Source organism: Pseudomonas sp. MIS38 (assembly GCF_019891575.1).
GTDB classification, from domain to species: domain Bacteria; phylum Pseudomonadota; class Gammaproteobacteria; order Pseudomonadales; family Pseudomonadaceae; genus Aquipseudomonas; species Aquipseudomonas putida_A.
Genome location: NZ_JAFLXF010000010.1, coordinates 1 through 25,941 on the forward strand (window position 1 = coordinate 1; position 25,941 = coordinate 25,941).

Below are 25,941 nucleotides of genomic sequence, written 5' to 3' on the forward strand. Positions count from 1 at the left end.
CCCAGGCCTGTGGTGAAGCCATGGGTAGCCAACGACGAGGCCACCTGGAAGTGGGTGGGCGACATCTCCGGCGAGGAACCCGGGTCCCGCAAATTCAATGCCGTAACCGCCCAACAAGACTGGGTCATCAACCTGGACGCCGCCTTCGTCGCCCAGCACATCGAACCGAACCGCGGCAGCAAGATCACCGTCCGCTACCAGCTCTGGCGGAATGCCACAGATGAGACCAGCCTTTCGAATCCATTGGTGTTCACCGTGGGTGTCGCGCTGGAACTGCTCGCCCCCTCGATCAAGGAGAACAACGGCGACAGCGCACTCAACCCGCTGCTGGTCAGGGACACCTTGACCATCGTGGTGCCGGACAACAGCGCGTTGCTGCCAACTGATGAAATCATCGCCACCTGGACTGGCGCACAGGGTACGCCCGCAGGCGGTTCGCACACCTCTGTTCCTCGGCCGCTGGGCAGCAACCGGGAGTTTGCGATTCCAAATAGTGTGGTCGCGTTCAACCTGAACAAAGATGTGAAGGTGTCCTACGTCGTCATCCGCGACGGCAAGCCGCTGCCGTCCCTCGTCTTTGATTTGACTGTGTTGAGCATGCCGGAGAATGAACTGCTCAAACCGATCATCAAGGACGCGGACAACAACGGCGAAGGCCCGGAGTTCAACGTAGGGAATCTGACCACCAATGCCACCTATCGCATGGGCGTCTGGCCGTTGATTGCCACAGGCCAATATGTCTGGCTGCGCCTGAAAGGGACGAACGCTGATGGCAGCGACTACAACCTGCAGATTCATACGGCACCAGGCTCAATGGTCAGCGCCCAGTGGATCAATCAAGGTTATTACGAGCGAAGCATCGCCTTTGCAGGCTTGAGAAACCTCAAGGATGGCAGCACGCTAAGGATGGAATTCAAAGCCGCGTTCGGCAAGAACACGAATGAGAGCGAGGCAGTGGACTTCCCTGTGCGCACTTACATGATCAAAGCGCTTGAGGATGTGCGCCCCGACATTACCCGAGTGGAAGACTCCAAAGGGAATGAGATTCTCCCGGGCGGCACGACCGTCGACACCTCGATCACGCTTGAGGGCACCGGGGCTGTAGGGCAGGAAGTGGAAATCTTCGACGGTGCTACCTCCACTGGCAAAAAGCCCAAGGCCGATGACAAAGGTATATGGACTGTTGAACTGACCGGGCTGACACGTACGAAGCATGTGTTCCAGGCCAAAGCGTTGTATGGCAGCGGGACGGAGTCGGGGGAGTGGACGGTGAACATAGAGAACGACTGGGCTCTGGCTTTTACCAACTCTCCCTATCTGACCACTTCACTCGGCCAGGTCCAAGCCATAGTCCTGAGCTTGAGCACTACTCAAGGCGCGCCTGTGCCGAATGGAAAAATCACCTTGACCCTGCCGGCAGACTTCACTTATGCCGACAGTGGCACGGGGGGACGTGACTTCTTGACTGACAGTAACGGCACGTTGACCGTCAGTGGCGTGAAAAGCCAAGGAGCACCGGGGGCTTATAATCTGACTGCGGTTAGCGGTACTCAGACAGTCACGGCAAGGCTAGTGGTTTTTGGGGAGATTGGGACCATTTCCCTGCCAAACTCCCCCTTTGACATAGCCTTCACACCGGATGGTTTGCGAGCGTTCATTACTTTACAAACAAGCAGCGGTGGAGTCCTAGTGCTCGATATGCTGAACCAATCAGTGATCAAGACCATTGAGACTAGAGGAGGCTTCTATGATGGAGTGGCCATCACGCCAGACGGGAGATACGTGTACATAACCAACAGTGCCGGCTCAACTGTTTCAATCATCGATACACTGAGTCTTTCCGTGATTAATACCATTTCCGTAGGGAATCGTCCGTATAGAATTGCTTTCACCCCGGACGGTACGCATGCGTATGTTGCTAACGGCGAAAGCCAACATATCTCGGTCATCAACACGATGAGCCAGTCAGTGATAAAGCAAATTCACATAGGGAATTCCAATTGGGACGTTGCCATCACACCAGACGGCAAGCATGCGTATGTTAGCCTGCCCTATAGCGACACATTTGCAGTTATAGATACGGAAAGTCTTTCGGTGATTAATCGGATCCCTGTCAGGATCGAGTCCGGGATAGTCTTTACACCGGACGGCTTGCTCGCATTTGTGGGTAGACCATCGGGCAATCAGGTGTCGGTTATCGATACGCTAACGCAATCGGTGAGCCGGATACTCAACATTGCGGGAGGCCATAAACGAGTTGCCATCACACGGGGTGGCCAGCATGCCTTCGTTACCCATAATTATAATCATGGCATCTCGGTCATCGATACGGTAACCCCGTCAGTGATTAACAACATTAATTCATCTTCAGATTTGCCGGCTGGGATCGCAATTACCCCGGATGGCACACGCGCCTTTGTCTGTAATCTTAGTAAAAAGGAACTCATGATCTTAGCCGTAGGATGAGCCGAACCCATGCTAAACGTCTCATATATGTTCTCGCCAGAGACGGACCCAAGATACCGTTCGAATTAACTATATAAGTGAGTGTGGAGGGCTGGAGCACGATCTACATCACGGGCAAAAAGCCTAATGAGCTCACGACTCGAGTCCCTCCCTCGAAAGTCGAGATACAAAGAGCTGCAGCAGGTTGCGATCTTTTGACTTTTCGAGCGTCCACAAAAAAGCCCCTGAATCTTGCGATTCAGGGGCTTTGCTATTTGGCTCCACAACCTGGACTCGAACCAGGGACCCAATGATTAACAGTCATTTGCTCTACCAACTGAGCTATTGCGGAATTGGTGCGTATGTTACTGATTCAAAAAGAGAAGTCAAGCACGGGATATAAAATTTCTGGTTTGAGCAGGACGGACGGTGCTTTGTCAGCGATTAGCGATTACCAGAACCGCCTCACAGGTCTACCATGGTTGCCCGGAAGTGGTCACACGCGCTGCCGGCCATTCGCCAAAAGGTACGCGCCATGATTCAAACCGTTCTGATTTCTCTTTCACGCGAGGTGTTCGTATGAGCGTCACGCAGATCAGCCTGCCTAAAGGCGTCGGCCCGCACGCCGAGAAACTCTTCGACGCGATTACCCAGGCCAGCACCGCTGAGGAGTTGAACCGCGCTGGCGGCAAGGCCGAAGGTTTCGTGCTCGGTCTGGAAAGCACCAAGGCGATCAAGAGCCAGATCGCCGAATCGCTCTACGTCGCGTATGACGATGCGGCCAGTCAACGGGCGACGGAACTGGCCTAACCGCCGAAGGTGATCGTACCGAGCATCAGTTTGGCGTAAGCGGCGGTGGCGGCCAGTTGCACCAGCCACAGGGCCAGGCCGCCGAGGAAGACGCCCGCTGCGACTTGCAGCACCAGGCTTTTGTCGCGTTTGGCCGTGGTGCGGGGGATGAAGTCATCCAGGTCGTCTCGGTCGGCGCGCAGGTTGTCGTTTTTCATGTTGTCTCTCTTCAGAAATCTCGGGTGTACACAAAACCTGTAGGAGTGAGCCTGCTCGCGATAGCGGTGCGTCAGGCAGTGCAGCCTCAACTGATCAGACGCTATCGCGAGCAGGCTCACTCCTACAGTTTCGATTTGTGTGCAGTTTAGAGGGAATGTTGCATTCCTTCGGACAAATAAAAAACGGGAAGCCCCAAGGCTTCCCGTTTTTCATTGCCAGGCGAAATCAGATGACCTGAACGATCGCATCCGTGACCGCTTTGATGTTGCTCTGGTTCAGTGCCGCGACGCAGATGCGGCCGGTGTCCAGGGCGTAGATGCCGAACTCGTTGCGCAGGCGGTGCACCTGTTCGGTGGTTAGGCCGGAGTAGGAGAACATGCCGCGCTGACGGCCGACGAAGCTGAAGTCACGCTGCGGGGCTTTTTCGGCCAGCAGGGCGACCATCTGCTCGCGCATGCCGCGAATGCGCAGGCGCATTTCTGCCAGTTCCGCTTCCCACTGGGCGCGCAGTTCCGGGCTGTTCAACACAGCGGCGACGATGCTTGCACCGTGGGTCGGCGGGTTGGAGTAGTTGGTGCGGATCACACGCTTGACCTGCGACAGCACGCGCGCGCTTTCTTCTTTCGATTCGCTGACGATCGACAGGGCGCCAACGCGCTCGCCGTACAGCGAGAACGACTTGGAGAACGAGCTCGAAACGAAGAAGGTCAGGCCCGATTCAGCGAACAGACGCACAGCCGCGGCGTCTTCGTCGATGCCGTCGCCGAAACCCTGGTAAGCCATGTCGAGGAACGGCACGTGACCTTTGGCCTTGACCGCTTCCAGCACGTTTTTCCAGTCGGCCGGGGTCAGGTCGACGCCGGTCGGGTTGTGGCAGCAGGCGTGCAGCACAACGATCGAGCCGTTCGGCAGGGCGTTGAGGTCGTCGAGCATGCCGGCGCGGTTCACGTCGTGGGTGGCGGCGTCGTAGTAACGGTAGTTCTGCACCGGGAAACCAGCGGTTTCGAACAGCGCGCGGTGGTTTTCCCAGCTCGGGTCGCTGATCGCCACGACGGCGTTCGGCAGCAGTTGCTTGAGGAAGTCGGCACCGATTTTCAGCGCGCCGGTACCGCCGACCGCCTGAGTGGTGACGATGCGACCGGCAGCGATCAGCGGCGAGTCGTTACCGAACAGCAGCTTTTGCACGGCCTGGTCATAGGCGGCGATGCCGTCGATCGGCAGGTAGCCACGGGAGGCGTGCTGAGCAGCGCGAATGGTTTCGGCTTCGATCACCGCGCGCAGCAGGGGAATTCGCCCCTCTTCGTTGCAGTAAACACCTACACCCAGGTTGACCTTGGTGGTCCGGGTATCGGCGTTGAATGCTTCGTTGAGGCCCAGGATTGGATCGCGGGGTGCCATTTCGACAGCGGAGAACAGGCTCATTATTACGGCGGCTCTGAATGGAGAGTGGAGGGACGTGTCGCGCTCCAGCCGAATGCACTAGAGCGGTGCACAAACGGGGAGCTAGTATAGAGGCCATCACTGAGCAATGGCGACAGGCGATTCAGCTTTTCAGGCAAGTTTTTCCGATTATTTCTTGACCGTTAGTCGATTGACTCTGTCAGAGACTTTACCGGATGTAGGACGTTTGCCTTGAAAGGCGAGGCAATCGGCTCCACATTGAGCACAATCTTCGTTTTTCCTTGGGCGACAACGGTCGTTTGCGGTCATCCCCGCGGCTCGGCTGTTTTCTGCGCGAGCCGCGATCCCAGAGGTGTGTATGTCCGAATTCCAGCTAGTCACCCGCTTCGAGCCCGCCGGCGATCAGCCTGAAGCGATCCGCCAATTGGTCGAGGGCATCGAGGCTGGGCTGGCGCACCAGACGCTGCTCGGTGTGACCGGCTCGGGCAAGACCTTCAGCATCGCCAATGTCATCTCGCAGGTACAGCGCCCGACGCTGGTGCTGGCGCCGAACAAGACCCTCGCCGCGCAACTGTATGGCGAGTTCAAGGCGTTCTTCCCGAACAACGCGGTCGAGTATTTCGTTTCCTACTACGACTATTACCAGCCCGAAGCCTATGTGCCGTCGTCCGACACCTTCATCGAGAAGGACGCGTCGATCAACGATCACATCGAACAGATGCGTCTGTCCGCGACCAAGGCGTTGCTCGAGCGCAAGGACGCGATCATCGTTACCACGGTGTCGTGCATCTACGGTCTCGGTAGCCCGGAAACCTATTTGAAGATGGTGCTGCACGTCGATCGCGGCGACAAACTCGATCAGCGCGCCTTGCTGCGGCGTCTGGCCGATCTGCAGTACACCCGCAACGACATGGATTTTGCCCGCGCGACGTTCCGTGTGCGCGGCGACGTTATCGACATCTATCCGGCGGAATCCGATCTGGAAGCGATCCGCATTGAGCTGTTCGACGATGAGGTCGAGAGCATCTCCGCGTTCGACCCGCTGACCGGCGAAGTCATCCGCAAGATGCCGCGCTTCACCTTCTACCCGAAGAGTCACTACGTGACGCCGCGCGAGACCCTGCTCGACGCCATCGAGCACATCAAAGTCGAGTTGCAGGAGCGCCTCGAATACCTGCGCAGCAACAACAAACTGGTCGAGGCCCAGCGCCTCGAACAGCGCACCCGTTTCGACCTGGAAATGATCCTCGAACTGGGTTACTGCAACGGCATCGAAAACTACTCGCGCTACCTGTCCGGACGTCCGGCCGGTGCCGCGCCGCCGACGCTGTATGACTATCTGCCGGCCGACGCCTTGCTGGTGATCGACGAATCCCACGTCAGCGTCCCGCAAGTCGGCGCGATGTATAAGGGCGACCGTTCGCGTAAAGAAACCCTGGTCGAATACGGCTTCCGCCTGCCGTCGGCGCTGGACAACCGGCCGATGCGTTTTGACGAGTGGGAAGGGGTCAGCCCGCAGACGATTTTCGTCTCGGCGACGCCGGGCAACTACGAGGCCGAGCATGCCGGTCGCGTGGTTGAGCAAGTGGTGCGTCCGACCGGTCTGGTCGACCCGCAGGTTGAGGTGCGTCCGGCGCTGACCCAGGTTGATGACCTGCTCTCGGAAATCACCAAACGCGTGGCGGTCGAGGAGCGGGTGCTGGTCACCACGCTGACCAAACGCATGGCCGAAGACCTCACCGATTACCTCGCCGACCACGGCGTGCGCGTGCGTTATCTGCACTCGGACATCGACACCGTCGAGCGGGTCGAGATTATCCGCGACCTGCGTCTGGGCACCTTCGACGTACTGGTGGGGATCAACCTGCTGCGCGAGGGTCTGGACATGCCGGAAGTGTCGCTGGTGGCGATTCTCGACGCGGACAAGGAAGGCTTCCTGCGTTCCGAGCGCTCGCTGATCCAGACCATCGGCCGGGCCGCGCGTAACCTCAATGGCCGGGCGATTCTCTACGCTGATCGCATCACTGGCTCGATGGAGCGGGCGATTGGCGAGACCGAGCGTCGTCGCGACAAGCAGATCGCCTTCAACCTGGAAAACGGCATCACCCCGAAGGGTGTGTTCAAGGACGTCGCCGACATCATGGAAGGCGCCACCGTGCCCGGTTCGCGCAGCAAGAAGCGCAAGGGCATGGCCAAGGCTGCCGAAGAAAACGCCAAGTACGAAGCCGAACTGCGCTCACCGAGCGAAATCACCAAACGTATTCGCGCGCTGGAAGAGAAGATGTACCAGTTGGCGCGGGATCTGGAGTTCGAAGCGGCGGCGCAGATGCGCGATGAGATTGCCAAGTTGCGCGAGCGGCTTTTGGCTGTTTGATCTTCATCGCCTGACCGGGCCTTTTCGCGAGCAAGCCCGCTCCCACAGGGATTGATGGTGTACACAAAATGTGTGATCACCAAAGAAGCCTGTGAGGGCTGACTTGGCCCCATCACTGGCAAGCCAGCTCCCACAAGGATTGATGGTGTACACGAAATGTGTGAGCACCAAAGAAACTTGTGGGAGCGGGCTTGCTCGCGAAGAGGCCGGTCCAGACACCACAAAAATCAGTGAGCTTCCCCAGCCTTCAACCCCGCCGGTAATTTCCTGGTCAACAAGATCGCCAACATGCTGACCCCCAGTGCAATCCCGACAAAGTGAAACGCATCGTTGTAGGCCATGATCAGCGCCTGCTGATGCACGATCTCACTCAACTTGCCGAGCGCCGCCGTGTCACTGCCAAAGCGGTCGGTCATTGATGCCAGTCGCTCGGCCACTTGCGGATTGGTCGGCACCACCGCTTCACGCAAATAATCGAAGTAGGTCTTGGTGCGCGCATCCAATAGCGTGGCGAGCAGGGCAATGCCGATCGCACCGCCGAGGTTGCGCAGGATGTTGAACAGACTCGATGCCGACCCCGCGTCCTGCGGCAGGATGTACGCCGTAGCGATCAGCGAAATGGTCACCATGATCAGCGGCTGACCCAGCGCGCGGATGATCTGGATCTGATTGAACTGCGGCCCGGCGAAGTCCGGGTTGAGCACCCCCGACGAAAAACTCGCCAGCCCGAACAACCCGAAGCCCAGGGTGCACAGCCACTTCGGCGAAACGAACTTCATCAGCTTCGGCACCAGCGGAATCAGGAACAGCTGCGGCACGCCCATCCACATGATCACTTCGCCGATCTGCAGAGCGTTGTAGTTCTGGATCTGCGCCAGGTACAGCGGCAGCAGATAAATCGAGCCATACAAGCCGACGCCCATGCCGAGGCTGGAAATGCTCGACAGGCCGAAGTTGCGATTGCGCAGAATGCCGAGGTTGATCAGCGGATTGGGTTTGGAAATCTGCACGATGACGAAGGTGATCAGGCTGAGCAGGGCAATGCTGCCCAGGGTCACGATCAGGTTCGATTCGAGCCAGTCCTTGCGGTGGCCTTCTTCGAGAAAGACTTGCAGGCAGCCGAGGCCGACACCCAGCGTGAGAATCCCGGTGTAGTCAGTGCTTTTCAGCAGTTCCCAGTGCGCTTCCTTCTTTTCCAGCCCGTACATCAGCCCGGCGATCATGATCAGCCCCGGCGGGATGTTGATGTAGAAAATGTATTCCCAGCCCCAGTTTTCCGTGAGCCAGCCGCCCAGTGTCGGGCCGATGGACGGGGCGAAGGTCGCGGTCATGGCGAACATCGCCATGCCTTTGGCGCGATGGTGTTCGGGGAGTTTGATCAGGGTCAGGGTGAACGCGAGCGGGATCAGTGCGCCGCCGGTGAAGCCCTGCATGGCGCGAAAGACGATCATGCTTTCGAGGCTCCAGGCCATCGAGCACAGCAGCGATGACACCAGGAAACCCAGCGACACCCATACCGCCAAGCGTCGCGCCGAGAGCAACTGCACCAGCCACGCGGTCAGCGGGATCATGATGATTTCCGCGACCAGATAGGAGGTGGAAATCCACGAGCCTTCTTCCAGCGTCGCCGACAGGGCGCCCTGAATGTCCTTGAGCGAAGAGTTGGTGATCTGGATGTCGAGCACCGCCATGAACGCGCCGAGCATCACGCTCATCACCGCGATCCAGTCCCGCCGGGTCGGTTCGCCGACCGGGCGGATCAGCGAATCACCGGCCATTGTCTGGGGCGTCTTTGATGTTCACGGTGGCGGTGACCGACATGCCCGGGCGGATCTTGCCATGCAACGGGTTATCGGCCTTGAAGGTCAGCTTTACCGGAATCCGCTGCACGACTTTGGTGAAGTTGCCGGTGGCGTTGTCTGGCGGCAGCAGGCTGAACTGCGCACCCGAGGCGGCGAACAGGCTGTCGACTCGCGCTTCGATCGGCGTGTCGCTGTAGGCATCGAAGGTCAGCTCGGCTTTCTGTCCGGGCTGCATGTGGCCGATCTGGGTTTCCTTGAAGTTGGCCTGCACCCAGATGTCTTCGTCCGGGACGATCGACAGCAGATAGGCGCCGGCCTGCACCACCTGGCCATTGCGTGCGGCGCGCTGGCCGACCATGCCGCTGATCGGAGCGTGGATTTCGCTGCGGGTCAGGTTGAGTTCGGCTTGCGCCAGATCGGCGCGGGCGTTGGCAATCTGTGCGTCGAGGCGTTTGATCTCGGCCGTCAGTGCATTGACCTGCTGGCGCTGGCTCTGCGCATCGGCCTGGGCCTTGGCTACCTGTGAGCGGGCGATATGGGCGTCAGCGGAGAGGGTGGTCACCCGTTCCTCGGAAACGTAACCGGGTTTGCGCAGGGTTTCAGCACGCGATAAATCCATCTGCGAGCGGCCAAGCGTGGCCTGGGTGGTCGCCACTTGTGCGTCACTGGCGGCGATCAGGCTCGATTGCTGAGTCAATTTGCTCTGCGCCTGCAAACGCTCGGCTTCGCGGGTGGCGAGGGCGGCATTGGCGCGGTCGACCGCGAGGCGGAAATCATTGGGTTCAAGGCGCACCAGCAACTGGCCTTTTTCCACGTGCTGGTTGTCCTGCACCAGCACTTCGTCGATGCGCGCACTCAACTGGCTGGAGACGCGGGTGATCTCGCCCTGGACATAGGCGTTATCGGTGCTTTCATAAAAACGCCCCTTGAAAAACCAATGGGCGAAGAAGCCCCCGGCAATCAACAGCACCAGGAGCAGGAAAATAAACAGACGACGCTTGAGTTGGGCAGGCATGAGGCAAACTGTAGTCGAGGAATTGTAAGGAAAGTTATCTGCGGCTGAATCTGGCATACCGCCGATAAACGGTAAATGCCAATGGCTGATATTCGGGCCGTCACCACGGTCTATGGGCGTTACAGACGCAAACTTGGCTTAAATGCCCTGCCCGCTGGAGCGGGGCGGGTGTCGCCTGTTACCATTCGCCGCTTGATTGTTTTGCTTTTCATTCTTTTCGAGACATGCCATGACCACCGTCCGCACTCGCATCGCGCCATCGCCTACCGGGGACCCCCACGTAGGTACCGCTTACATCGCATTGTTCAACTACTGCTTTGCCAAGCAGCATGGCGGTGAGTTCATCCTGCGCATCGAAGACACCGACCAGTTGCGTTCGACCCGCGAGTCCGAACAGCAGATCTTCGACGCCCTGCGCTGGCTGGGGATCGACTGGAGCGAAGGCCCGGACGTTGGCGGCCCGCACGGCCCGTACCGGCAGAGCGAGCGTGGCGATATCTATCAGAAGTATTGCCAGCAACTGGTCGACATGGGCCACGCGTTCCCGTGCTTCTGCACCGCTGAAGAGCTGGACCAGATGCGCGCCGAACAAATGGCGCGCGGCGAGACCCCGCGCTACGACGGCCGCGCGCTGCTGCTGTCGAAGGAAGAAGTCGCCGCCCGTCTGGCCGCCGGCGAACCGCACGTGATCCGCATGAAGGTGCCGACCGAAGGCGTCTGCGTGGTGCCGGACATGTTGCGCGGCGATGTCGAGATCCCGTGGGATCGCATGGACATGCAAGTGCTGATGAAGACCGACGGCTTGCCGACGTACTTCCTCGCCAACGTGGTCGACGACCACCTGATGGGCATCACCCACGTGCTGCGCGGCGAAGAATGGCTGCCATCGGCGCCGAAACTGATTCTGCTGTACGAATACTTCGGCTGGGAGCAGCCGGAGCTGTGCTACATGCCGCTGCTGCGTAACCCGGACAAGAGCAAGCTGTCCAAGCGCAAGAACCCGACCTCGGTGACCTTCTACGAGCGCATGGGCTTCATGCCGGAAGCGATGCTCAACTACCTCGGTCGCATGGGCTGGTCGATGCCCGACGAGCGCGAGAAGTTCTCGCTGCAGGAAATGGTCGACAACTTCGACCTCAAGCGTGTGTCCCTCGGTGGGCCGATCTTCGACATCGAGAAACTGTCGTGGCTCAACGGCCAGTGGCTGCGTGACCTGCCGGTGGAAGAGTTCGCCGCACGCGTGCAGAAGTGGGCGTTCAATTCCGAGTACATGATGAAGATCGCACCGCTGGTGCAGGGGCGTGTGGAAACTTTCAGCCAGGTTGCACCGCTGGGCGGCTTCTTCTTTGCCGGTGGCGTCAATCCCGATGCCAAGCTGTTCGAATCGAAAAAGCTTTCCGGTGATCAGGTGCGTCAGTTGATGCAATTGATTCTGTGGAAGCTGGAAAGCCTGCGTCAGTGGGAGAAGGACAGCATCACCGCGACGATTCAGGCGGTGGTCGAATCCCTTGAGCTGAAGCTGCGTGACGCGATGCCGTTGATGTTTGCCGCGATTACCGGGCAGGCGAGTTCGGTATCGGTGCTCGATGCGATGGAAATCCTCGGCCCGGATCTGACCCGTTTCCGTCTGCGCCAGGCGATTGACCTGCTGGGTGGCGTGTCGAAGAAAGAAAACAAAGAGTGGGAAAAGCTGCTGGGCGCGATTGCTTAAGCACGTCTGACTCTGCGGTAACCGCCGAAGGCCGGGATCGTTTGATTCCGGCCTTCGGCGTTTTTCCCCCGGATTTTCGGGGGGAGGGCGGTAAGTGATTGTTATGCCGACAAAAAACTTTGAAATTTTTCAAAAATAAGTTTGACAGGCTTTCGATACGCCCTTAAGATTCGCCCCGTCCTCAGCGATGACATCAACGATGAGGGGCTATAGCTCAGCTGGGAGAGCGCTTGCATGGCATGCAAGAGGTCGACGGTTCGATCCCGTCTAGCTCCACCAATTTACACTTCGAAGCCTGGCCACACCGGCTCCGAAGCGATCAACACTCAGCGTTGATCAGTTGTATAGAAGGGTTTGCGTCCCCTTCGTCTAGTGGCCTAGGACACCGCCCTTTCACGGCGGTAACAGGGGTTCGAGTCCCCTAGGGGACGCCAGTTTTACAGAAGCGATGTTGCAAGATGTCGCTCCGCCGCGAGGCGAAAAATCCGGGGCTATAGCTCAGCTGGGAGAGCGCCTGCATGGCATGCAGGAGGTCAGCGGTTCGATCCCGCTTAGCTCCACCAATTTTACAGTTCAAGGTCTGGCCACACCGGCCTTGAATCAGATCAGATCTCAGCACTGATCAGCTGTATAGAAGGGTTTGTGTCCCCTTCGTCTAGTGGCCTAGGACACCGCCCTTTCACGGCGGTAACAGGGGTTCGAGTCCCCTAGGGGACGCCACGATTACCCGCTCTGCGGGATTTATAAGGGTCATTCAATTATTGAATGGCCCTTTTGTTTGTCTGGCGTTTGGCCAACTCTCCTTTTTCCTTACACTGTGCTTCAGACCAGCGGTCATATCCTCGACTTGCGGAATATTATTATGCGAATAATATTCTAGTCGTAATATTCGGAGGCAACGATGAACGATAAAAAAGCTCAAACCCGCGAACGCATCCTCAAGGCGGCCAGCGCCGCACTGATGCAGCGTGGCCCGGCGGATCCCAGCGTGGGCGAAGTGATGGGCGCCGCCGGCCTGACCGTCGGTGGTTTCTACGCGCACTTCGAAAGCAAGGACGCGATGATGCTCGAGGCGTTCAAGCAACTGCTCAGCCGTCGACGCGACCTGATTGCCGACATGGATTCCGAGCTGACCGGCGAAGAGCGTCGCGCCTTGGTCGCTGCGTTCTACCTGTCGCGCAAGCATCGCGATTCCAGCGATGCCGCGTGCCCGATTCCGGCTTCCATCGGCGAACTGGGGCGTCTGCCGGAATCCTTCCGCATCGCACTGAACGAGCACCTGGAACTGATGATTGCGCAGTTGGCGTCCAGCCCCGAGGACACCGACAAGGCGTTGGCTGATGTGGCGTTGATGGTGGGTGGTCTGGCGCTGGCACGTGCGCTGGGCCCGGGCGATTTATCCGATCGATTGCTGCGCGCTGCCAAGTCGGCGGTGCGTTGACCTGAAGGCAACACGCCTGAGGAGAAAGCGATGAACACGTTGAAGTGGGTTCGTGGCGTTAATGGCACCTTGGGCTGGATTGCACCGCAACGAGTAGCAAGCAAAATGCGTCAGGCGTTCATGACGCCGCGCACGTTGCCACTGCGCGATTGGGAGCTGCCGCTGCTGGCGAGTGCCGAACGCATCACGCTGCGCTTCGGCCTGTCGGCGCTGCGTTGGGGGCAGGGGCCGGCGGTGCTGTTGATGCACGGTTGGGAAGGGCGGCCCACCCAGTTTGCGGCATTGATCACGGCGCTGGTTGAGGCCGGTTACACCGTCGTTGCCCTCGATGGCCCGGCCCATGGTCGCTCACCGGGGCGTGAAGCCAACGTCGTACTGTTCGCCCGCGCCATGCTCGAAGCGGCCGCCGAACTGCCACCGTTGCAAGCCGTCATCGGCCACTCCATGGGCGGCGCCAGTGCCATGCTCGCGGTGCAACTGGGCCTGCGCACCGAAACCCTGGTCAGCATCGCAGCCCCCGCACGGATCCTCGGCGTACTGCGCGGTTTTGCCCGCTATGTCGGCATGCCACCGCGGGCCCGATCGGCGTTCATCCGCCAGGTCGAGCAGGACGTTGGCATGCGCGCCGCGACCCTTGATGTCGCGCACTATCAACTGGATATGCCGGGCCTGATCGTGCATGCCGAGGACGACACCTTTGTCTCGGTCAAGGAATCGCAATTGATCCACGAATCCTGGTTCGACAGTCGCCTGCTGCGCCTGGAAAGCGGCGGCCACCAGCGCGTGCTGGCCGACCCTCGAGTGGTTGATGGCGTGTTATCACTGTTGGCGGGGCGCAGCCTTCAAGCGCGGCAATCGGCCTGACATCCGTTACACTGCCCCGGTTGAATCATCTGACCGGGAGTGGGGCATGGGCTGGGATCGGGCAACGCCGTTCACCATTGATCTGCAAGTAGGCGCCGAGGACATCGACGGGCTGGGCCACGCGAACAACGCGGTGTACGTGACCTGGCTCGAGCGCTGCGCCTGGCGCCACTCGCAGCGTCTGGGGCTGGATCTGGTCGAATACCGGCGCCTGGATCGGGCGATGGCCGTGGTGCGTCACGAAATCGATTATCTCGCGGCTGCCTACGAAGGCGACGAGCTGCAACTGGCGACCTGGATCGTCGATTGGGATCAGCGCCTGAAAATGACCCGGCACTTCCAGCTGATCCGCCCCAGCGACAACGCCACCCTGCTGCGTGCCCAGACCACATTCGTCTGCATCGAACTGTCCAGCGGCAAACCCAAGCGCATGCCGGCGGAGTTCATCGAGGGTTACGGCCCGGCGATCCAAAATCCAGAAACAGCCCAAATCTAAACTGTAGGAGTGAGCCTGCTCGCGATAGCGGAGTGTCAGTCGGCATTCCTCTATCTGACCCACCGCTATCGCGAGCAGGCTCACTCCTACAAGGGATCTGCGGTTTCTTGCGATATCCAGTAAACTGCCGCACGTTTTTTCTTCCTGAGTAGTGTTTTCCCCATGCAAATTGCCTTGGCGCCCATGGAGGGGTTGGTCGACGACATCCTGCGCGACGTGCTGACCCGCGTTGGCGGCATCGACTGGTGCGTGACCGAGTTCATTCGGATCAACGATCAGTTGCTCACCCCGGCCTACTTCCACAAGTTCGGCCCGGAGCTGCTCAACGGCGCCCGCACCCGTTCCGGTGTGCCGTTGCGCGTGCAATTGTTGGGCTCCGATCCGGTGTGCCTGGCGGAAAACGCAGCGCTGGCCTGCGAGCTCGGCTCGGAAGTGATCGACCTGAACTTCGGCTGCCCGGCCAAGACCGTCAACAAATCCCGGGGCGGGGCAGTGCTGCTCAAGGAGCCAGAACTGCTCAACAGCATCGTCGAACACGTGCGTCGCGCCGTGCCGGCGCACATCCCGGTCACCGCGAAAATGCGCCTCGGTTTCGACAGCCCTGACGGCTCGCTGGTCTGCGCCACGGCGCTGGCCGAGGGCGGCGCCGAGCACATCGTGGTGCATGCCCGGACCAAGGTTGATGGCTACAAGCCGCCGGCGCATTGGGAGTGGATTCCGCGGGTGCAGGACGTGGTCAAGGTGCCGGTGTTCGCCAACGGTGATATCTGGAGCGTCGAGGACTGGCGTCGTTGCCGCGAGATCAGCGGCGTCGAAGACATCATGCTCGGACGCGGTCTGGTGTCGCGCCCGGATCTGGCCCGGCAGATCGCTGCCGCGCGCGCCGGTGAAGAAGTGGTCGAGATGAGCTGGGCCGAGCTGCTGCCGCTGATTCAGGACTTCTGGCTGCAAGCCAAGGCGCAGATGACTGCACGCCAATCGCCGGGTCGCTTGAAGCAATGGCTGGCGATGCTGACGCGCAATTATCCCGAGGCGACGGAGCTGTTTACCGTGCTGCGCCGCGAGACAGAGCCGGACCAGGTCTCGCGCTTGCTCGGTTTGCCGGTCGTCGCCGCAGCCTGAAAAAAAATCTGCAAATACTCTCTTGAAAACATTTTGGCGGTCCCTATCTAAGGGGTACGCGATGCCGAATTCGGGTCGCGGAGTCAAAAAACCTTGCTGATTGTTTTCAGGAGATTTGAACCATGAGTACTGCATTTTCCCTGGCACCACTGTTCCGTTCCTCGGTGGGTTTCGACCGTTTCAACGACCTGTTCGAAACCGCGCTGCGCAACGAGCCAGGCAGCACCTACCCACCCTACAACGTGGAAAAACACGGTGACGATCAATACCGCATCGTCGTAGCGGCCGCCGGTTTCCAGGAAGAAGACCTGGAGCTGCAAGTCGAGAAGGGTGTGCTGACCATCAGTGGCGGCAAGCGTGATGCCAACGAAGGCGTGACCTTCCTGCATCAAGGCATTGCCCAGCGTGCTTTCAAGCTGTCCTTCCGCCTGGCCGATCACATCGAGATCAAGGCCGCCGATCTGAGCAACGGTCTGTTGAGCATCGACCTGTTGCGGGTGATTCCGGAAGAAGCGAAAGCCAAGCGCATCCCGATCAACGGAGCGCAGAAGCCGGTTCTGCAGCACTGATTCACGTGCAGATACAAAATGCCTGAACAGGCGCTGAGCCGCTGAATGAAGGCCCCGATCCGTCGGGGCCTTTTTTGTGGCCGCAAGAAAAGCGCTGTTCGACTTTGCCCCTGACAGCGGTTTCTCTACAATTCTCCGCAATTTTGCCGGCCCCACTCCTTGGCGGTCGGCCTGGAGCCTTTTTTCATGGACGAGATTCAACAGCGCTGGCTGTGCGCCCTTTCTGCACCAATGGCTGCGCTCAATACCGGCGCCGGGTACGACGACCCCGCGTTCTGCGACGACCACTACATTGATCTGAAAGACAGCTGGGGAATCGATGATCGGCGGCAATTGTTCGACATGCTCGAATGGATGACCGATGACGGCCATGCCAAGCATCTCAGCGGTGCCTATCTGGCTTGGCAGCGTTGTCTGCCGAGTCAATGGCAGGCGTTGCTCGAAGTATTGAGCCCCCGCGAGCGTGTCCTGCATGAATTCGCCAGCCGTACGTTCGGCAGTTGCGGCCCCGGGGGGATTTTGTCCTGGGATTACGGGCGGATGGGGTTTCTCCTGCGGTGTGCGGTACGCAATCAGTGGATCGATTTGGTCGAGAGCAACTGGCTGCACAGTCGCTTGGCCATCAGGGCGCAATTTCACTACGGCAGCTGGATGGCTTATTTCAATGGTTTTGTGGTGGGTCGGACCTTTTGGAGCTGCCTGAGCACCAGCGATGACGAGCTGGCTTGCGAGCTGGACCGACAGGGTAACAGCGCCCACAACCTGCGGATTACTCGTGGCCTTGCGCAGAACATTCCGCACTTTCTGGCTGATTTGCCTTGGCACATGGAAATTGAGCTGCCGCCACGGCCGGCATCGCTCAAGGAGTTCGACTGGTCATGAGTTGCTGGATCCGACTGGGCATCGAGCCTACTACTGACGAAAACCTGATTCGCAATGCCTACCGCGCACGCCTGCCGGCGCATCATCCAGAGACCGATCCGGAGGGCTTTCAGGCGTTGCGCGTGGCTTACGAAAACGCGATGCGTCTGGCGCGTGAGGAAGAGGAGGACGAGTCCGAAGAGGCAGAGCAGGAGATCGTCGCGATCCCTCAGGTGTTCGTGAATTTCTGCGAGCTGCTTGATGATCCCGCGCGGCGGTTCAATTTTGCGGCATGGCAGGCATTTGTTCAGGCACTGGATGAATTGTCACTGGATGAGCTTGATGAGCTCAGTTGGGGGCTCTACCACCGGATGGCGGGTGCCGGTCCGTTGTCCTACCGTTGCGCGAACCTGTTGGCCAGGCGAATGGCCTGGGATCAACAGTTGCTCGATCTGGAGTTCGATGATGCACACCGGGTGGAAGCCTTTCTGCAGCGAATCGAAACGCCCGACCCATTCAACACGGATCTGATGAGCGCCTGGTCAGAGTCTGCGCAGACTGAATCGCTGTGGTACGCCCGTAGTCTCGACTTCATCTTCTCTCAGCGCCCCCTCCATGAGTTCGCCGACTTCGCCAGTCAGCACACGTGCCTGCCGTTGCCGGATGATGCTGTGTTCATCAAGCGCTTGCTGGTGCAGTTCACTCAAGCGGGAATCGGTGCGTCGACATTTTTGCAGTGCTGTGTCGAGCAGCAACTTGCAGCTCCGGATGATGTGGACTGGCTGTACTTGCTGGCCTGTCAGAACAGCTTGTTGGGCCGGGACGATCATGCATTGCCTTGCTGGATCCGGCTGTGGAGCGAACATCGTCATCCGATGGCTGAAAGCCGTCTGCTGGAGCTATGTGCCAAGCGACAGCCGACCTTTCTACCGCTGCTGATTCAGGCATTCGATCGTCTGCAGGACTGCGCTGACTGGTCAGAGGATCTCGGGGATGAGTGCCAGGTCTATGGCAGTCCGTCACAGCGCCCGGAGACGCTGAATCGTTGGCTGGATGTCGGGCAGTTGCAGCTTGATAGTCTGGCGCAGAGCTTTGTCGACTGGCGCATGACGGGCGATGAACTCCCATTGTTAGCACAGCTGTTGGGCGAAAATGCCGACAGCCGATTGCTGCAGCTGTACCGCCAGGCCTGGGCGTTGCATCGGGGGGATTCGGCGTTGCTGCAGCAGATTCTGGATGCGCCGCTGCCGGTCGATGCGCTCGAATGCCTGGTGATGGGCGGTTTCAAATATCAGGCCGGGCAGCATCTGCGCTGGTTGAGCAGTGCCCCGATTGCGCAGGCGATGGACGCTTTCTGCGAGGCGGACGCGATTTCGCGCAGCTTGCCCGAGGTGCTGACAAAAGGCGAAACGCACAAGGTCTGTCGTTTGTGGCTGCGACGCTTGCGGCCCTACAGCGCCGCGGCGCTGGAGCGAATGGCCGAAGCGTTCAGCCTGAGCGCCGTCAAAGACGACTGCGACTTGTCCGAACTCGATCTGCTGCTGCAGTTGAGCCTTCGCGGTATTGAATTGCCGCCGGTTGGCTTGGGGCAGGCTACATGGGAATGGAATGCCCAGACCCTGTTTTTACTGGCGTTGCTGGAGCAGCCCGGGCGTTGGCTGCAGTTGATTGATGCACAGTGCCTGGAGCGCCTGGCATTCAATCCTGCTCATCCTTTGGCTCGGTTGCAGCCACTGTTGCAACGCTTGCGGCGTGAGCAAGGCAGTTGCGACGGTTTACTGGGATGGCTGCAAGGCGATGATCCGGTTCATGGTTTGTTGGTGCAGCAATTGTTCAGCGTGCAACAGGCTCTCGACAGCGCCAGACTGCCTGCCAATACCTTGCTTTACACCTGCGTCGAAAGCGACCGGGAAGCCTGCGGTGACGATCTGCTGGGTTTGTTGATGTTCTGGGGCGTGCTCTATCACGACCCGAGCCTGGGCGCCGAACAGCATCGTGCCTTGTTGCAGTCGATCGCGGCGGTCAGTTGTGAGGACGACTGGTTCGAAGGTTTTCGCGACGGCTTGATCAAGGGCGAGCCGGTGTGGCCGCCGCGCAAGGTGTTGACGGATTTTGGTGTCGACAAACTGCTGGCGTATGAGGCACTGGACGCACTCAAGTCCCTGATTCGTTATGGCGCTGCCGGTGTGCCGAAAACGCGCGTACTGCGCCAATTGCAGCAGGGCAAGGATGACGTGCAGAACAGTATCGGGTTACGGCTGGCATTGTGTGCCTTGCTGTCCTGGTCGGAACGGTTACTGCTGGCCAACAGTGATATTCAGCCGGTACCGGCGGGTGCGATCTGGCGCCTGGGGTCTCGGCTGGGGCGCAAGGCTTTTATCGCTCAGGTTCTGGGGGTTGTGGTGATTACACCGGTGGCAGGTCTGATCAGTGGCACCACGGCCTCTGGCATTCTCATCCTGTTACTCGGTGTCCTGCTGTTGCTCGGCGCCATTCTGCGCCGGTTGCACGACATGGGCCGGGGCATACCCACGTTGCTGATATTCATGGCGCTGTCACCGGTCCTGCCATTTTTGCCATTGGTGCTGTTCGGTTTTCCGGGAGATAAATTACCCAACCGCTACGGCGAGCCGCCGGACAGCGGTGGTAGCGACATGCTTTCCGGCGGCCTGCAGGCTGCTTTGCGTCGGCTCAACGGCTAAAGGCGCAGTTGATCCAGCGCCTTGTTGAGCTCCGAGCGGTGGCTGGCAATCTCTGACGGTTGCTGGCCGCCGAGTACCGTAGTGAAACTGTGCAGCCATTCGGCAATGCATTCGCGTTGTGTGCCGAGGCTCTGCATCCACGCTCGTTCCAGGCGGGCCAGCAATGTGCGGTTGGGTAATGCATCACGTGGATGGACCTTCAGTGTGGACAGGCGGTTGTGGCTTTCCCTTCGCGCCTGTTCATCCAGCCCCGTGGGGCTGCGGTCAATACTGTGGCTGTGGCGATCACCGGTTTCGAGCAGCGTGACGTCGACTTCGAGCAGCCCGTTGATGTCGTAACTGAAGCGCACATCCAGTTCCTGAATGTGATCGCAGGGCGTCAAGTCGACATCGAAAGCGTCAATCAGGATGTTGTCGCGTACCCACGGCCGTTCGCCCTGATAGACCGCAATGCGGATCTGTGCCTGACCGGGATGGGTGGTGTGATAGCGCTCCACCCGTGACGTCGGGATGATGGTGTTACGTTCGATGATCGGCGAAAAGGCACCGTCGATACCGTTGCCGCGCATGGTCGCAATACCCAGCGTGTAAGGGCAGACATCGGTCAGGATCAACTCTTCCACCGCACCATCACGCGCCTTGCACGCGGCTTGTGTCGCCGCTCCCAGCGCAACAATCGTATCTGGATCGAGATGCCGATACGGCAAGCGTCCAAATAGCGTGGCGACCATCTGCTGCACCGCCGGCATCCGCGTGGCGCCACCGACCAGCACCAGGCTGTCGAGATCCCTAGGCTTCAGGCGTGCATCGCGCAGAGCCTGTTCGATCGGTGCGCGCAATCGTGCGAGCAATGGCTCCCAGATCTTCACGGCGGCGGCTTCGTCCAGCGACCATTCAAATGACCGGTCGACATGCTGCCAGCGCAATGACTGAGTGCCTTCGCCGAGTTTGCACTTGAGCTGCTCCAGCGCGTCGCCAAGGCTGGCCATGCCTTGAGCATCGATCGTTGACGGGGTCAGTTGCCAGTTTTTCAGGCAGGCTTGCAACAGCGCAGCGGTGAAGTCCTCGCCACCAAGGAAGTTGTCGCCGGTGGAGGCATGCACTTCGATCAACGGCAGTGCGTATTCCAGCACCGTGACGTCGAACGTGCCGCCACCCAGATCGAAGATCAATGTGCGCTCGACCTTTTGCTCGTGCAGCCCATAGGCCATCGCGGCAGCGGTCGGTTCATTGATCAGGCGCGTGACGGTGAGGCCGGCCAGTTCGGCGGCGAACAGGGTGCGCTTGCGTTGCTCGTCACTGAAATACGCCGGCACCGAAATTACAGCTTCCGATACCGGGTAGCCGAGAAATGCTTCGGCGTCCTGTTTGAGCGAGCCGAGCACCAGCGCCGACAATTCTTCCGGGCTGAAGTGGCGATTCCCGAGTTCGATTCGCTTGTCGCTGCCCATGAAGCGCTTGAAAGCAGCGGCTGTGCGATCGGGATGCGTGGTCAGGCGAGCGCGAGCGGCTTTGCCGACCAGAATCGTGTCATCTTCATCGAGGCTGACCACTGACGGGGTGAGTACCTCGCCGAGGGCGTTGGGGATCAATCGGGCCTGACCGTCCTGCCAGACGGCGATCAGGCTGTTGGTGGTGCCAAGGTCAATGCCCAGCAGGGCTGGGCGGGGAAGGGTTGCATCCTGCATGATCGATCTCGAAACAGCGCAAAAAACGCGACCCTACAGGTTGTCGCAAATCCTGACAATTATTGATCTGTTGCAAACTGCCCGCCTCACGACAGCATCTTTTTCAACGCCTCCAACGCCACCGGCCGACTGTGCAGATAGCCCTGATACAAATGGCAGCCCAGCCCCTGAAGGAACGCCAGTTGCTCCGGCGTCTCCACGCCTTCGGCAATCACCTCCAGTTCCAGGCTGCGGGCCATGGCGACGATGGCGCGGATGATCTCGGCGTCGTTGGGGTCGGTGGTTGCGTCGCGGATGAACGACTGGTCGATTTTCAGGGTGTCCACCGGCAGGCGCTTGAGGTAGGTCAGCGATGAATAGCCGGTGCCGAAATCGTCCATGGCGAAGCTCACACCGAGTTTTTTCAGGCGGCGCATCTTGCTGATGGTGTCCTCCAGGTTCTGGATGACGATGCCTTCGGTGATCTCCAGTTTCAGCAGCGAGCAGGGCAGGCCGTGGCTGCTCATGCTGTGTTCGATGCGTTCGACGAAGTCGTTCTGGCGGAACTGCCGTGGGCTGATGTTTACGCACAGGCTGAAGTTGAGCGGGTCGACCAGTTTCAGCGCGATCAATTGTTTGAACGCCTCACAGGCCTCATCGAGGATCCAGGTACCGACCTCCAGAATCAGCCCGCTGTCTTCCAGCACCTTGATGAATTCAGTGGGCGATTGCGCGCCGAGTTCCGGGTGATTCCAGCGCACCAGCGCCTCGGCGCCAATGATGCGGTTGTCCCGCGCATCGACCTGCGGCTGGTAGTGCACGTTGAATTCACCGCGCGACAACGCCAGACGTAAGTCAGTCTCCATGCGCAGCCGTTCGCTGGCCGCCTTCTGCATGGTGTTGTGGTACATCTGCGTGGTGTTGCGCCCGGAATCCTTGGCCCGGTACAGCGCAATGTCGGCGCGTTTGAGCAGGTCGGTCGGGGTCGAGCCGTGATCGGGAATCAGTGCCACGCCGATGCTCGGTGTCACTTGCAGGCGCTGGCCGTCGAGGAACATCGGCTCCGAGAGCAGTTCGCGAATGGTGTCGGCCAGTTCCCGCACTTGTGCACTGACCTCGTTGCGCGTGCCTTCGAGGCCACTGAGCAGCACCACGAATTCATCGCCGCCGAGACGCGCCACCGTGTCCTCCATGCGCACGCTGGCTTCAAGCCGCGCGGTGATGATTTTCAGCACCGTATCGCCGACCGGATGACCCAGCGAGTCGTTGATGTGCTTGAAGTGATCGAGGTCGAGGAACAGCAGCGCACCGCGCAGGTTGTGGCGCTTGAGCAGGGCAATCTGCTGGCTCAGGCGATCCATCAGCAAGGCGCGGTTGGGCAGATTGGTCAGCGGATCGTGATAGGCCAGATGGCGGATCTGTGCTTCAGCGTTTTTCAACAGGCTGACGTCCCGGGCGGTCAGCAGCAGGCACGCCGTTTCGTTGAGGGTGATCGGTTCGATCGACACTTCAACGGTCAGCAACTCACCGCGCTTGTTGCGCCCGAGCATTTCCTGATGGTGCACGCGGCCCTTGATCTGCAGTTCGGCGAGCAGCGCCGAGCGTTGTTTCTCTTCGGCCCAGATGCCGATCTGGTACACGGTTTTGCCCACCACTTCTTCGGCGCGATAGCCGGTGAGGCGGCAGAAACCGTCGTTGACCTCCAGATAGCGCCCGGTGTCACGTTCGGTGATGGTGATCGCATCGGGGCTGGAGTGAAACGCCTTGGCGAATTTCTCTTCGCTGGCCTTGAGTGCGGCCTCGGAGCGCTGCTGTTGGGTGATGTCGCGCAGGGTGGTGACGATGCACGGCTGATTGCCGACGCTGATCTGCCGGCTGGAAATCACGCACGTCAGCGACTGGCCGTCCTTGTGCTGGACGATGATTGCGACATTGCTCAGGCCCTGTTCGCGGATCACCCGCTCGATGCGTTGCAGGCTTTTCGCCGAGGCGTCCCACAGGCCGATGTCCTCGGCGGTGCGCCCGATGACGTCGGCGGCGCTCCAGCCGAAGGTCTGGGTGAAGCTGTTGTTGATTTCGATGAACTCGCCGCTGTCCTGACGGGTGACGCAGATCGGGTCGGGGCTGACCTGGAACAGCGTGGCGAATTTCTCTTCGGAGGCGACCAGACGTTGCTCGCGCTCGACCTGATCGGTGATGTCCAGCAAGGTCCCGGCCATACGCAGTGGCGCGCCATTTTCGTCGCGGTAGAGGCGGGCGCGGCTTTCCAGATAACGTGAGCTGCCATCCGCCAGTTGCACGCGATAGGTCAGTTGATAGTTGCCGGCCGGGCCTTCGCGCAGGCTGCGGTAGGCGTCGCGCATGCTGTCGCGCTCCTCACCGGGCACGCCTTCGAAAAACTCCTCGAATGATTCGTGAAACGGGATCGGCTCCAGCCCGTGCAATTGCGCGGCCCGCGCCGAGCCGTAGAGCATGCCGCTGGGAATGTGCCAGTCCCAAGTGCCGAGTTGCGCCGAGTCCAGCGCCAGATCAAGGCGTTCCTGACTGTCTTTCAAGGCGTGTTCGGCGGCTTTGCGTTCGGTGGTGTCGAGAAACGTGCTGAGCAGATACGGCTGGCCTTCGAGTTCGACCTTTTGCGCACTGAGGATACCGTCATGGATCTGCCCGTTGCTGGCGCGGAACTGCACCTCCATGCTGATCAATTCACCTTTGGCCTTGGTCTTTTTCACCAGCTCTGCGCGTTGTTCGGGGTGCACCCACAGGCCCAGTTCCAGTGTGGTGCGACCGATGGCGTCCTGGACCGGCCAGCCGAACAGGCTTTCGAAATACTGGTTGGCTTCAGTGATCAGGCCGTCTTCCTGGCGCGTCAGCAGCACCATGTTCGGGCACAGGTGAAAAAGTGTGGCGAAACGTTTCTCCGAGCTGCTCAGAGCCTGTTCGCGCTGGCGCTGGTGGGTGATTTCGCGAATCACCCCGATCATTCGGGGCCGGCCGTTTTTGTCCGGCAGCAGGCTGCCGCTGATTTCCAGCCAATGCAGGCTGCCGTCGGGCCAGCGGATGCGGTGGTGCATCGCCTGTTCCAGCGGGGCGCCGGCGATCACCGCGTGGAAGGCGCGCACGGTTTTCGCCCGGTCTTCGGGCGGCAGCAGGTCGAGATATTCCAGGTCCTGGGGCAACGGTTGACGTGGATCGAAGCCGAACAGCGCCTGGGTACCCCGTGACCAGCTGATCTGCCCGCGCTCGATGTCCCAATACCAGGCACCGAGCCGGGCGCCGTTGAGCGCGGCGAGCAATTGCGGCGCACTCTCCCAGCTCTGCTCGGAACGTCGCGGATCAATGGCCTGAATACGCGGCATCGGCGGAATTCGGTCAACAGATTTCGGCATTGTTAACGGGCCTTGAGCTGATGGTGGCGTTAGGCACAGGGACAGCGGCTCTATAGGAGTAGCACAAGTTAGCCTGGAGTCCCTGGCAGATCGATTTGCGCATCCAGCAAGGCCATGAAAGCCCTTGCCGCATTCGACAGCGTCCGTTCGGTGTGCACGATATAGCCTAGCTGGCGACTGAGCTGTATGCCCGGCAAAGGTATGCGCGCCACCTGTTCATCAAGCATGGTGCGGGGCAGAACACTCCAGGCCAGACCAATGGAGACCATCATCTTGATGGTTTCCAGGTAGTTGGTGCTCATGGCGATGTTCGGCGTCAGCCCTTGGGCTTCGAACAAGCGTTGGACAATGTGATGAGTAAAGGTGTTGCCTCCGGGAAAAACGGCCGGATGACCGGCAATGTCCGCCAGACTCACCGCGCCGTTGCTGATCAGCGAATGCTCCGGCGCCACCACGAAATCCAGCGGGTCGTCCCACACCGGCGTGGCTTTGACCAGCGTGTGTGGCTCTGGCGCCAGGGTGATGACTGCCAGTTCAGCGCGGCCATGGAGAATTTCCTCGTAGGCCACTTCCGAATCGAGAAACTGAATATCCAGCGCCACTTGTGGGTAGCGGCGGGTGAATTCCCTCAATAGCGGCGGCAAACGGTGCAGGCCGATGTGGTGACTGGTGGCCAGGGTCAGCCGACCGCTGACTTCGCCGGTCAGGTTGGTCAGGGCGCGGCGGGTGTCGTCCAGCACGTTGAGAATCTGATAAGCCCGGGGCAACAGGGCGCGGCCGGCCTCGGTCAGGCCGACTTCACGACCGAGTCGGTCGAACAGCCGCACCTTCAATTGTTGCTCCAGTCCGGCGATGCGTTTGCTGATCGCCGGTTGCGTCAGATGCAGGCGTTCCCCGGCGCCGGAGAAGCTGCCGGTCTCGGCGATGGCGATAAAAGCATTGAGGTTGGCCAGATCCATGGTTCGTATTCCAGTTGGTTATCCAAAGCATAAAAAATATGAATTTGAGTTATTTAATGTAACCCCATAGGATCGGCCTCACAAGCCAAAGGGTTATTGATAAGCCCAGGGCATAGAA

At 59.7% G+C, this 25,941-nt stretch carries 18 protein-coding genes and 5 tRNA genes; 15 read left to right on the forward strand and 8 right to left on the reverse strand.

Annotated elements, in window-relative coordinates; genetic code table 11:
• The first annotated feature begins 54 nt into the window (after positions 1–54).
• Positions 55–2,466, forward strand: coding sequence for a YncE family protein (locus tag J1G18_RS28240; protein WP_223007819.1), 2,412 nt, complete (start codon positions 55–57; stop codon positions 2,464–2,466).
• 255 nt (positions 2,467–2,721) lie between these two features.
• Here J1G18_RS28240 and J1G18_RS13145 read toward each other — a convergent pair.
• Positions 2,722–2,797: transfer RNA gene (locus J1G18_RS13145), tRNA-Asn, on the reverse strand.
• Positions 2,798–3,024: 227 nt separating this feature from the next.
• On the opposite strand from J1G18_RS13145, the gene J1G18_RS13150 reads away from it, so the two are divergent.
• Positions 3,025–3,255, forward strand: coding sequence for a hypothetical protein (locus J1G18_RS13150; protein WP_003226459.1), 231 nt, complete (start codon positions 3,025–3,027; stop codon positions 3,253–3,255).
• Here J1G18_RS13150 and J1G18_RS13155 read toward each other — a convergent pair.
• Both J1G18_RS13155 and J1G18_RS13160 read right to left on the reverse strand, forming a co-directional pair.
• The gene (locus J1G18_RS13155) at positions 3,252–3,452 is read right to left on the reverse strand and encodes a hypothetical protein (RefSeq protein ID WP_003226457.1); all 201 of its coding nucleotides are present in this window, start codon (positions 3,450–3,452) and stop codon (positions 3,252–3,254) included. The genes J1G18_RS13150 and J1G18_RS13155 overlap by 4 nt on opposite strands.
• A gap of 226 nt (positions 3,453–3,678) precedes the next feature.
• On the reverse strand, positions 3,679–4,875 hold the full coding sequence (locus J1G18_RS13160) for an amino acid aminotransferase (RefSeq protein ID WP_223007820.1): 1,197 nt from the start codon (positions 4,873–4,875) through the stop codon (positions 3,679–3,681).
• A 337-nt stretch (positions 4,876–5,212) separates the two neighbouring features.
• Here J1G18_RS13160 and uvrB point away from each other — a divergent pair, with 337 nt between their 5' ends.
• On the forward strand, positions 5,213–7,228 hold the full coding sequence (gene uvrB / locus J1G18_RS13165; protein ID WP_007969222.1) for an excinuclease ABC subunit UvrB: 2,016 nt from the start codon (positions 5,213–5,215) through the stop codon (positions 7,226–7,228).
• A gap of 227 nt (positions 7,229–7,455) precedes the next feature.
• Here the strand turns inward: uvrB and J1G18_RS13170 are convergent, their stop codons facing one another.
• Positions 7,456–8,946, reverse strand: a complete 1,491-nt coding sequence (locus J1G18_RS13170) for an MDR family MFS transporter (protein ID WP_210559006.1) — start codon at positions 8,944–8,946, stop codon at positions 7,456–7,458.
• Positions 8,947–8,995: 49 nt separating this feature from the next.
• Positions 8,996–10,045, reverse strand: coding sequence for an HlyD family secretion protein (locus tag J1G18_RS13175; RefSeq protein ID WP_027611523.1), 1,050 nt, complete (start codon positions 10,043–10,045; stop codon positions 8,996–8,998).
• Positions 10,046–10,274: 229 nt separating this feature from the next.
• Between J1G18_RS13175 and gltX the strand changes: the two genes are divergently transcribed.
• From gltX to J1G18_RS13235, 12 genes are all read left to right on the forward strand, one after another.
• A complete protein-coding gene (gltX, locus tag J1G18_RS13180) occupies positions 10,275–11,756 on the forward strand; it encodes a glutamate--tRNA ligase (protein ID WP_003226448.1) in 1,482 nt (493 codons plus the stop codon).
• Positions 11,757–11,959: 203 nt separating this feature from the next.
• Positions 11,960–12,035 (forward strand) — tRNA-Ala (locus tag J1G18_RS13185).
• Positions 12,036–12,114: 79 nt separating this feature from the next.
• Positions 12,115–12,190 (forward strand) — tRNA-Glu (locus tag J1G18_RS13190).
• Between the two features lie 53 nt (positions 12,191–12,243).
• A tRNA-Ala gene (locus tag J1G18_RS13195) sits at positions 12,244–12,319 on the forward strand.
• 81 nt (positions 12,320–12,400) lie between these two features.
• Positions 12,401–12,476 (forward strand) — tRNA-Glu (locus J1G18_RS13200).
• 181 nt (positions 12,477–12,657) lie between these two features.
• Positions 12,658–13,197, forward strand: a complete 540-nt coding sequence (locus J1G18_RS13205; protein WP_007969225.1) for a TetR/AcrR family transcriptional regulator — start codon at positions 12,658–12,660, stop codon at positions 13,195–13,197.
• Between the two features lie 30 nt (positions 13,198–13,227).
• Positions 13,228–14,061 (forward strand): alpha/beta fold hydrolase, encoded by an 834-nt coding sequence (locus J1G18_RS13210; protein ID WP_096796149.1) that lies wholly within the window; start codon positions 13,228–13,230, stop codon positions 14,059–14,061.
• Positions 14,062–14,107: 46 nt separating this feature from the next.
• Positions 14,108–14,557, forward strand: coding sequence for an acyl-CoA thioesterase (locus tag J1G18_RS13215; protein WP_098964657.1), 450 nt, complete (start codon positions 14,108–14,110; stop codon positions 14,555–14,557).
• A gap of 162 nt (positions 14,558–14,719) precedes the next feature.
• Positions 14,720–15,679 carry a tRNA dihydrouridine synthase gene (locus J1G18_RS13220; RefSeq protein WP_223007821.1) on the forward strand — a complete coding sequence of 320 codons (960 nt, stop codon included), beginning with the start codon at positions 14,720–14,722 and terminating at the stop codon, positions 15,677–15,679.
• Between the two features lie 122 nt (positions 15,680–15,801).
• Positions 15,802–16,248: an Hsp20 family protein gene (locus J1G18_RS13225; protein ID WP_108183245.1), complete on the forward strand. Its 447-nt coding sequence runs from the start codon at positions 15,802–15,804 to the stop codon at positions 16,246–16,248.
• A 186-nt stretch (positions 16,249–16,434) separates the two neighbouring features.
• Positions 16,435–17,130 (forward strand): DUF1266 domain-containing protein, encoded by a 696-nt coding sequence (locus tag J1G18_RS13230; RefSeq protein ID WP_223007822.1) that lies wholly within the window; start codon positions 16,435–16,437, stop codon positions 17,128–17,130.
• The gene (locus J1G18_RS13235; RefSeq protein WP_223007823.1) at positions 17,127–19,811 is read left to right on the forward strand and encodes a DUF805 domain-containing protein; all 2,685 of its coding nucleotides are present in this window, start codon (positions 17,127–17,129) and stop codon (positions 19,809–19,811) included. The genes J1G18_RS13230 and J1G18_RS13235 overlap by 4 nt, the downstream gene beginning before the upstream one ends.
• Here the strand turns inward: J1G18_RS13235 and J1G18_RS13240 are convergent.
• The 3 genes from J1G18_RS13240 to J1G18_RS13250 all read right to left on the reverse strand — a co-directional run bounded on the left by J1G18_RS13240 (position 19,808) and on the right by J1G18_RS13250 (position 25,823).
• Positions 19,808–21,499 (reverse strand): molecular chaperone HscC, encoded by a 1,692-nt coding sequence (locus tag J1G18_RS13240; protein WP_223007824.1) that lies wholly within the window; start codon positions 21,497–21,499, stop codon positions 19,808–19,810. The genes J1G18_RS13235 and J1G18_RS13240 overlap by 4 nt on opposite strands.
• Before the next feature lie 86 nt (positions 21,500–21,585).
• Entirely contained in the window at positions 21,586–24,864 is a 3,279-nt protein-coding gene (locus J1G18_RS13245) for a PAS domain S-box protein (RefSeq protein ID WP_135296209.1), read from the reverse strand.
• Positions 24,865–24,932: 68 nt separating this feature from the next.
• Positions 24,933–25,823, reverse strand: a complete 891-nt coding sequence (locus tag J1G18_RS13250; protein ID WP_007969232.1) for a LysR family transcriptional regulator — start codon at positions 25,821–25,823, stop codon at positions 24,933–24,935.
• Positions 25,824–25,941: the final 118 nt, after the last annotated feature.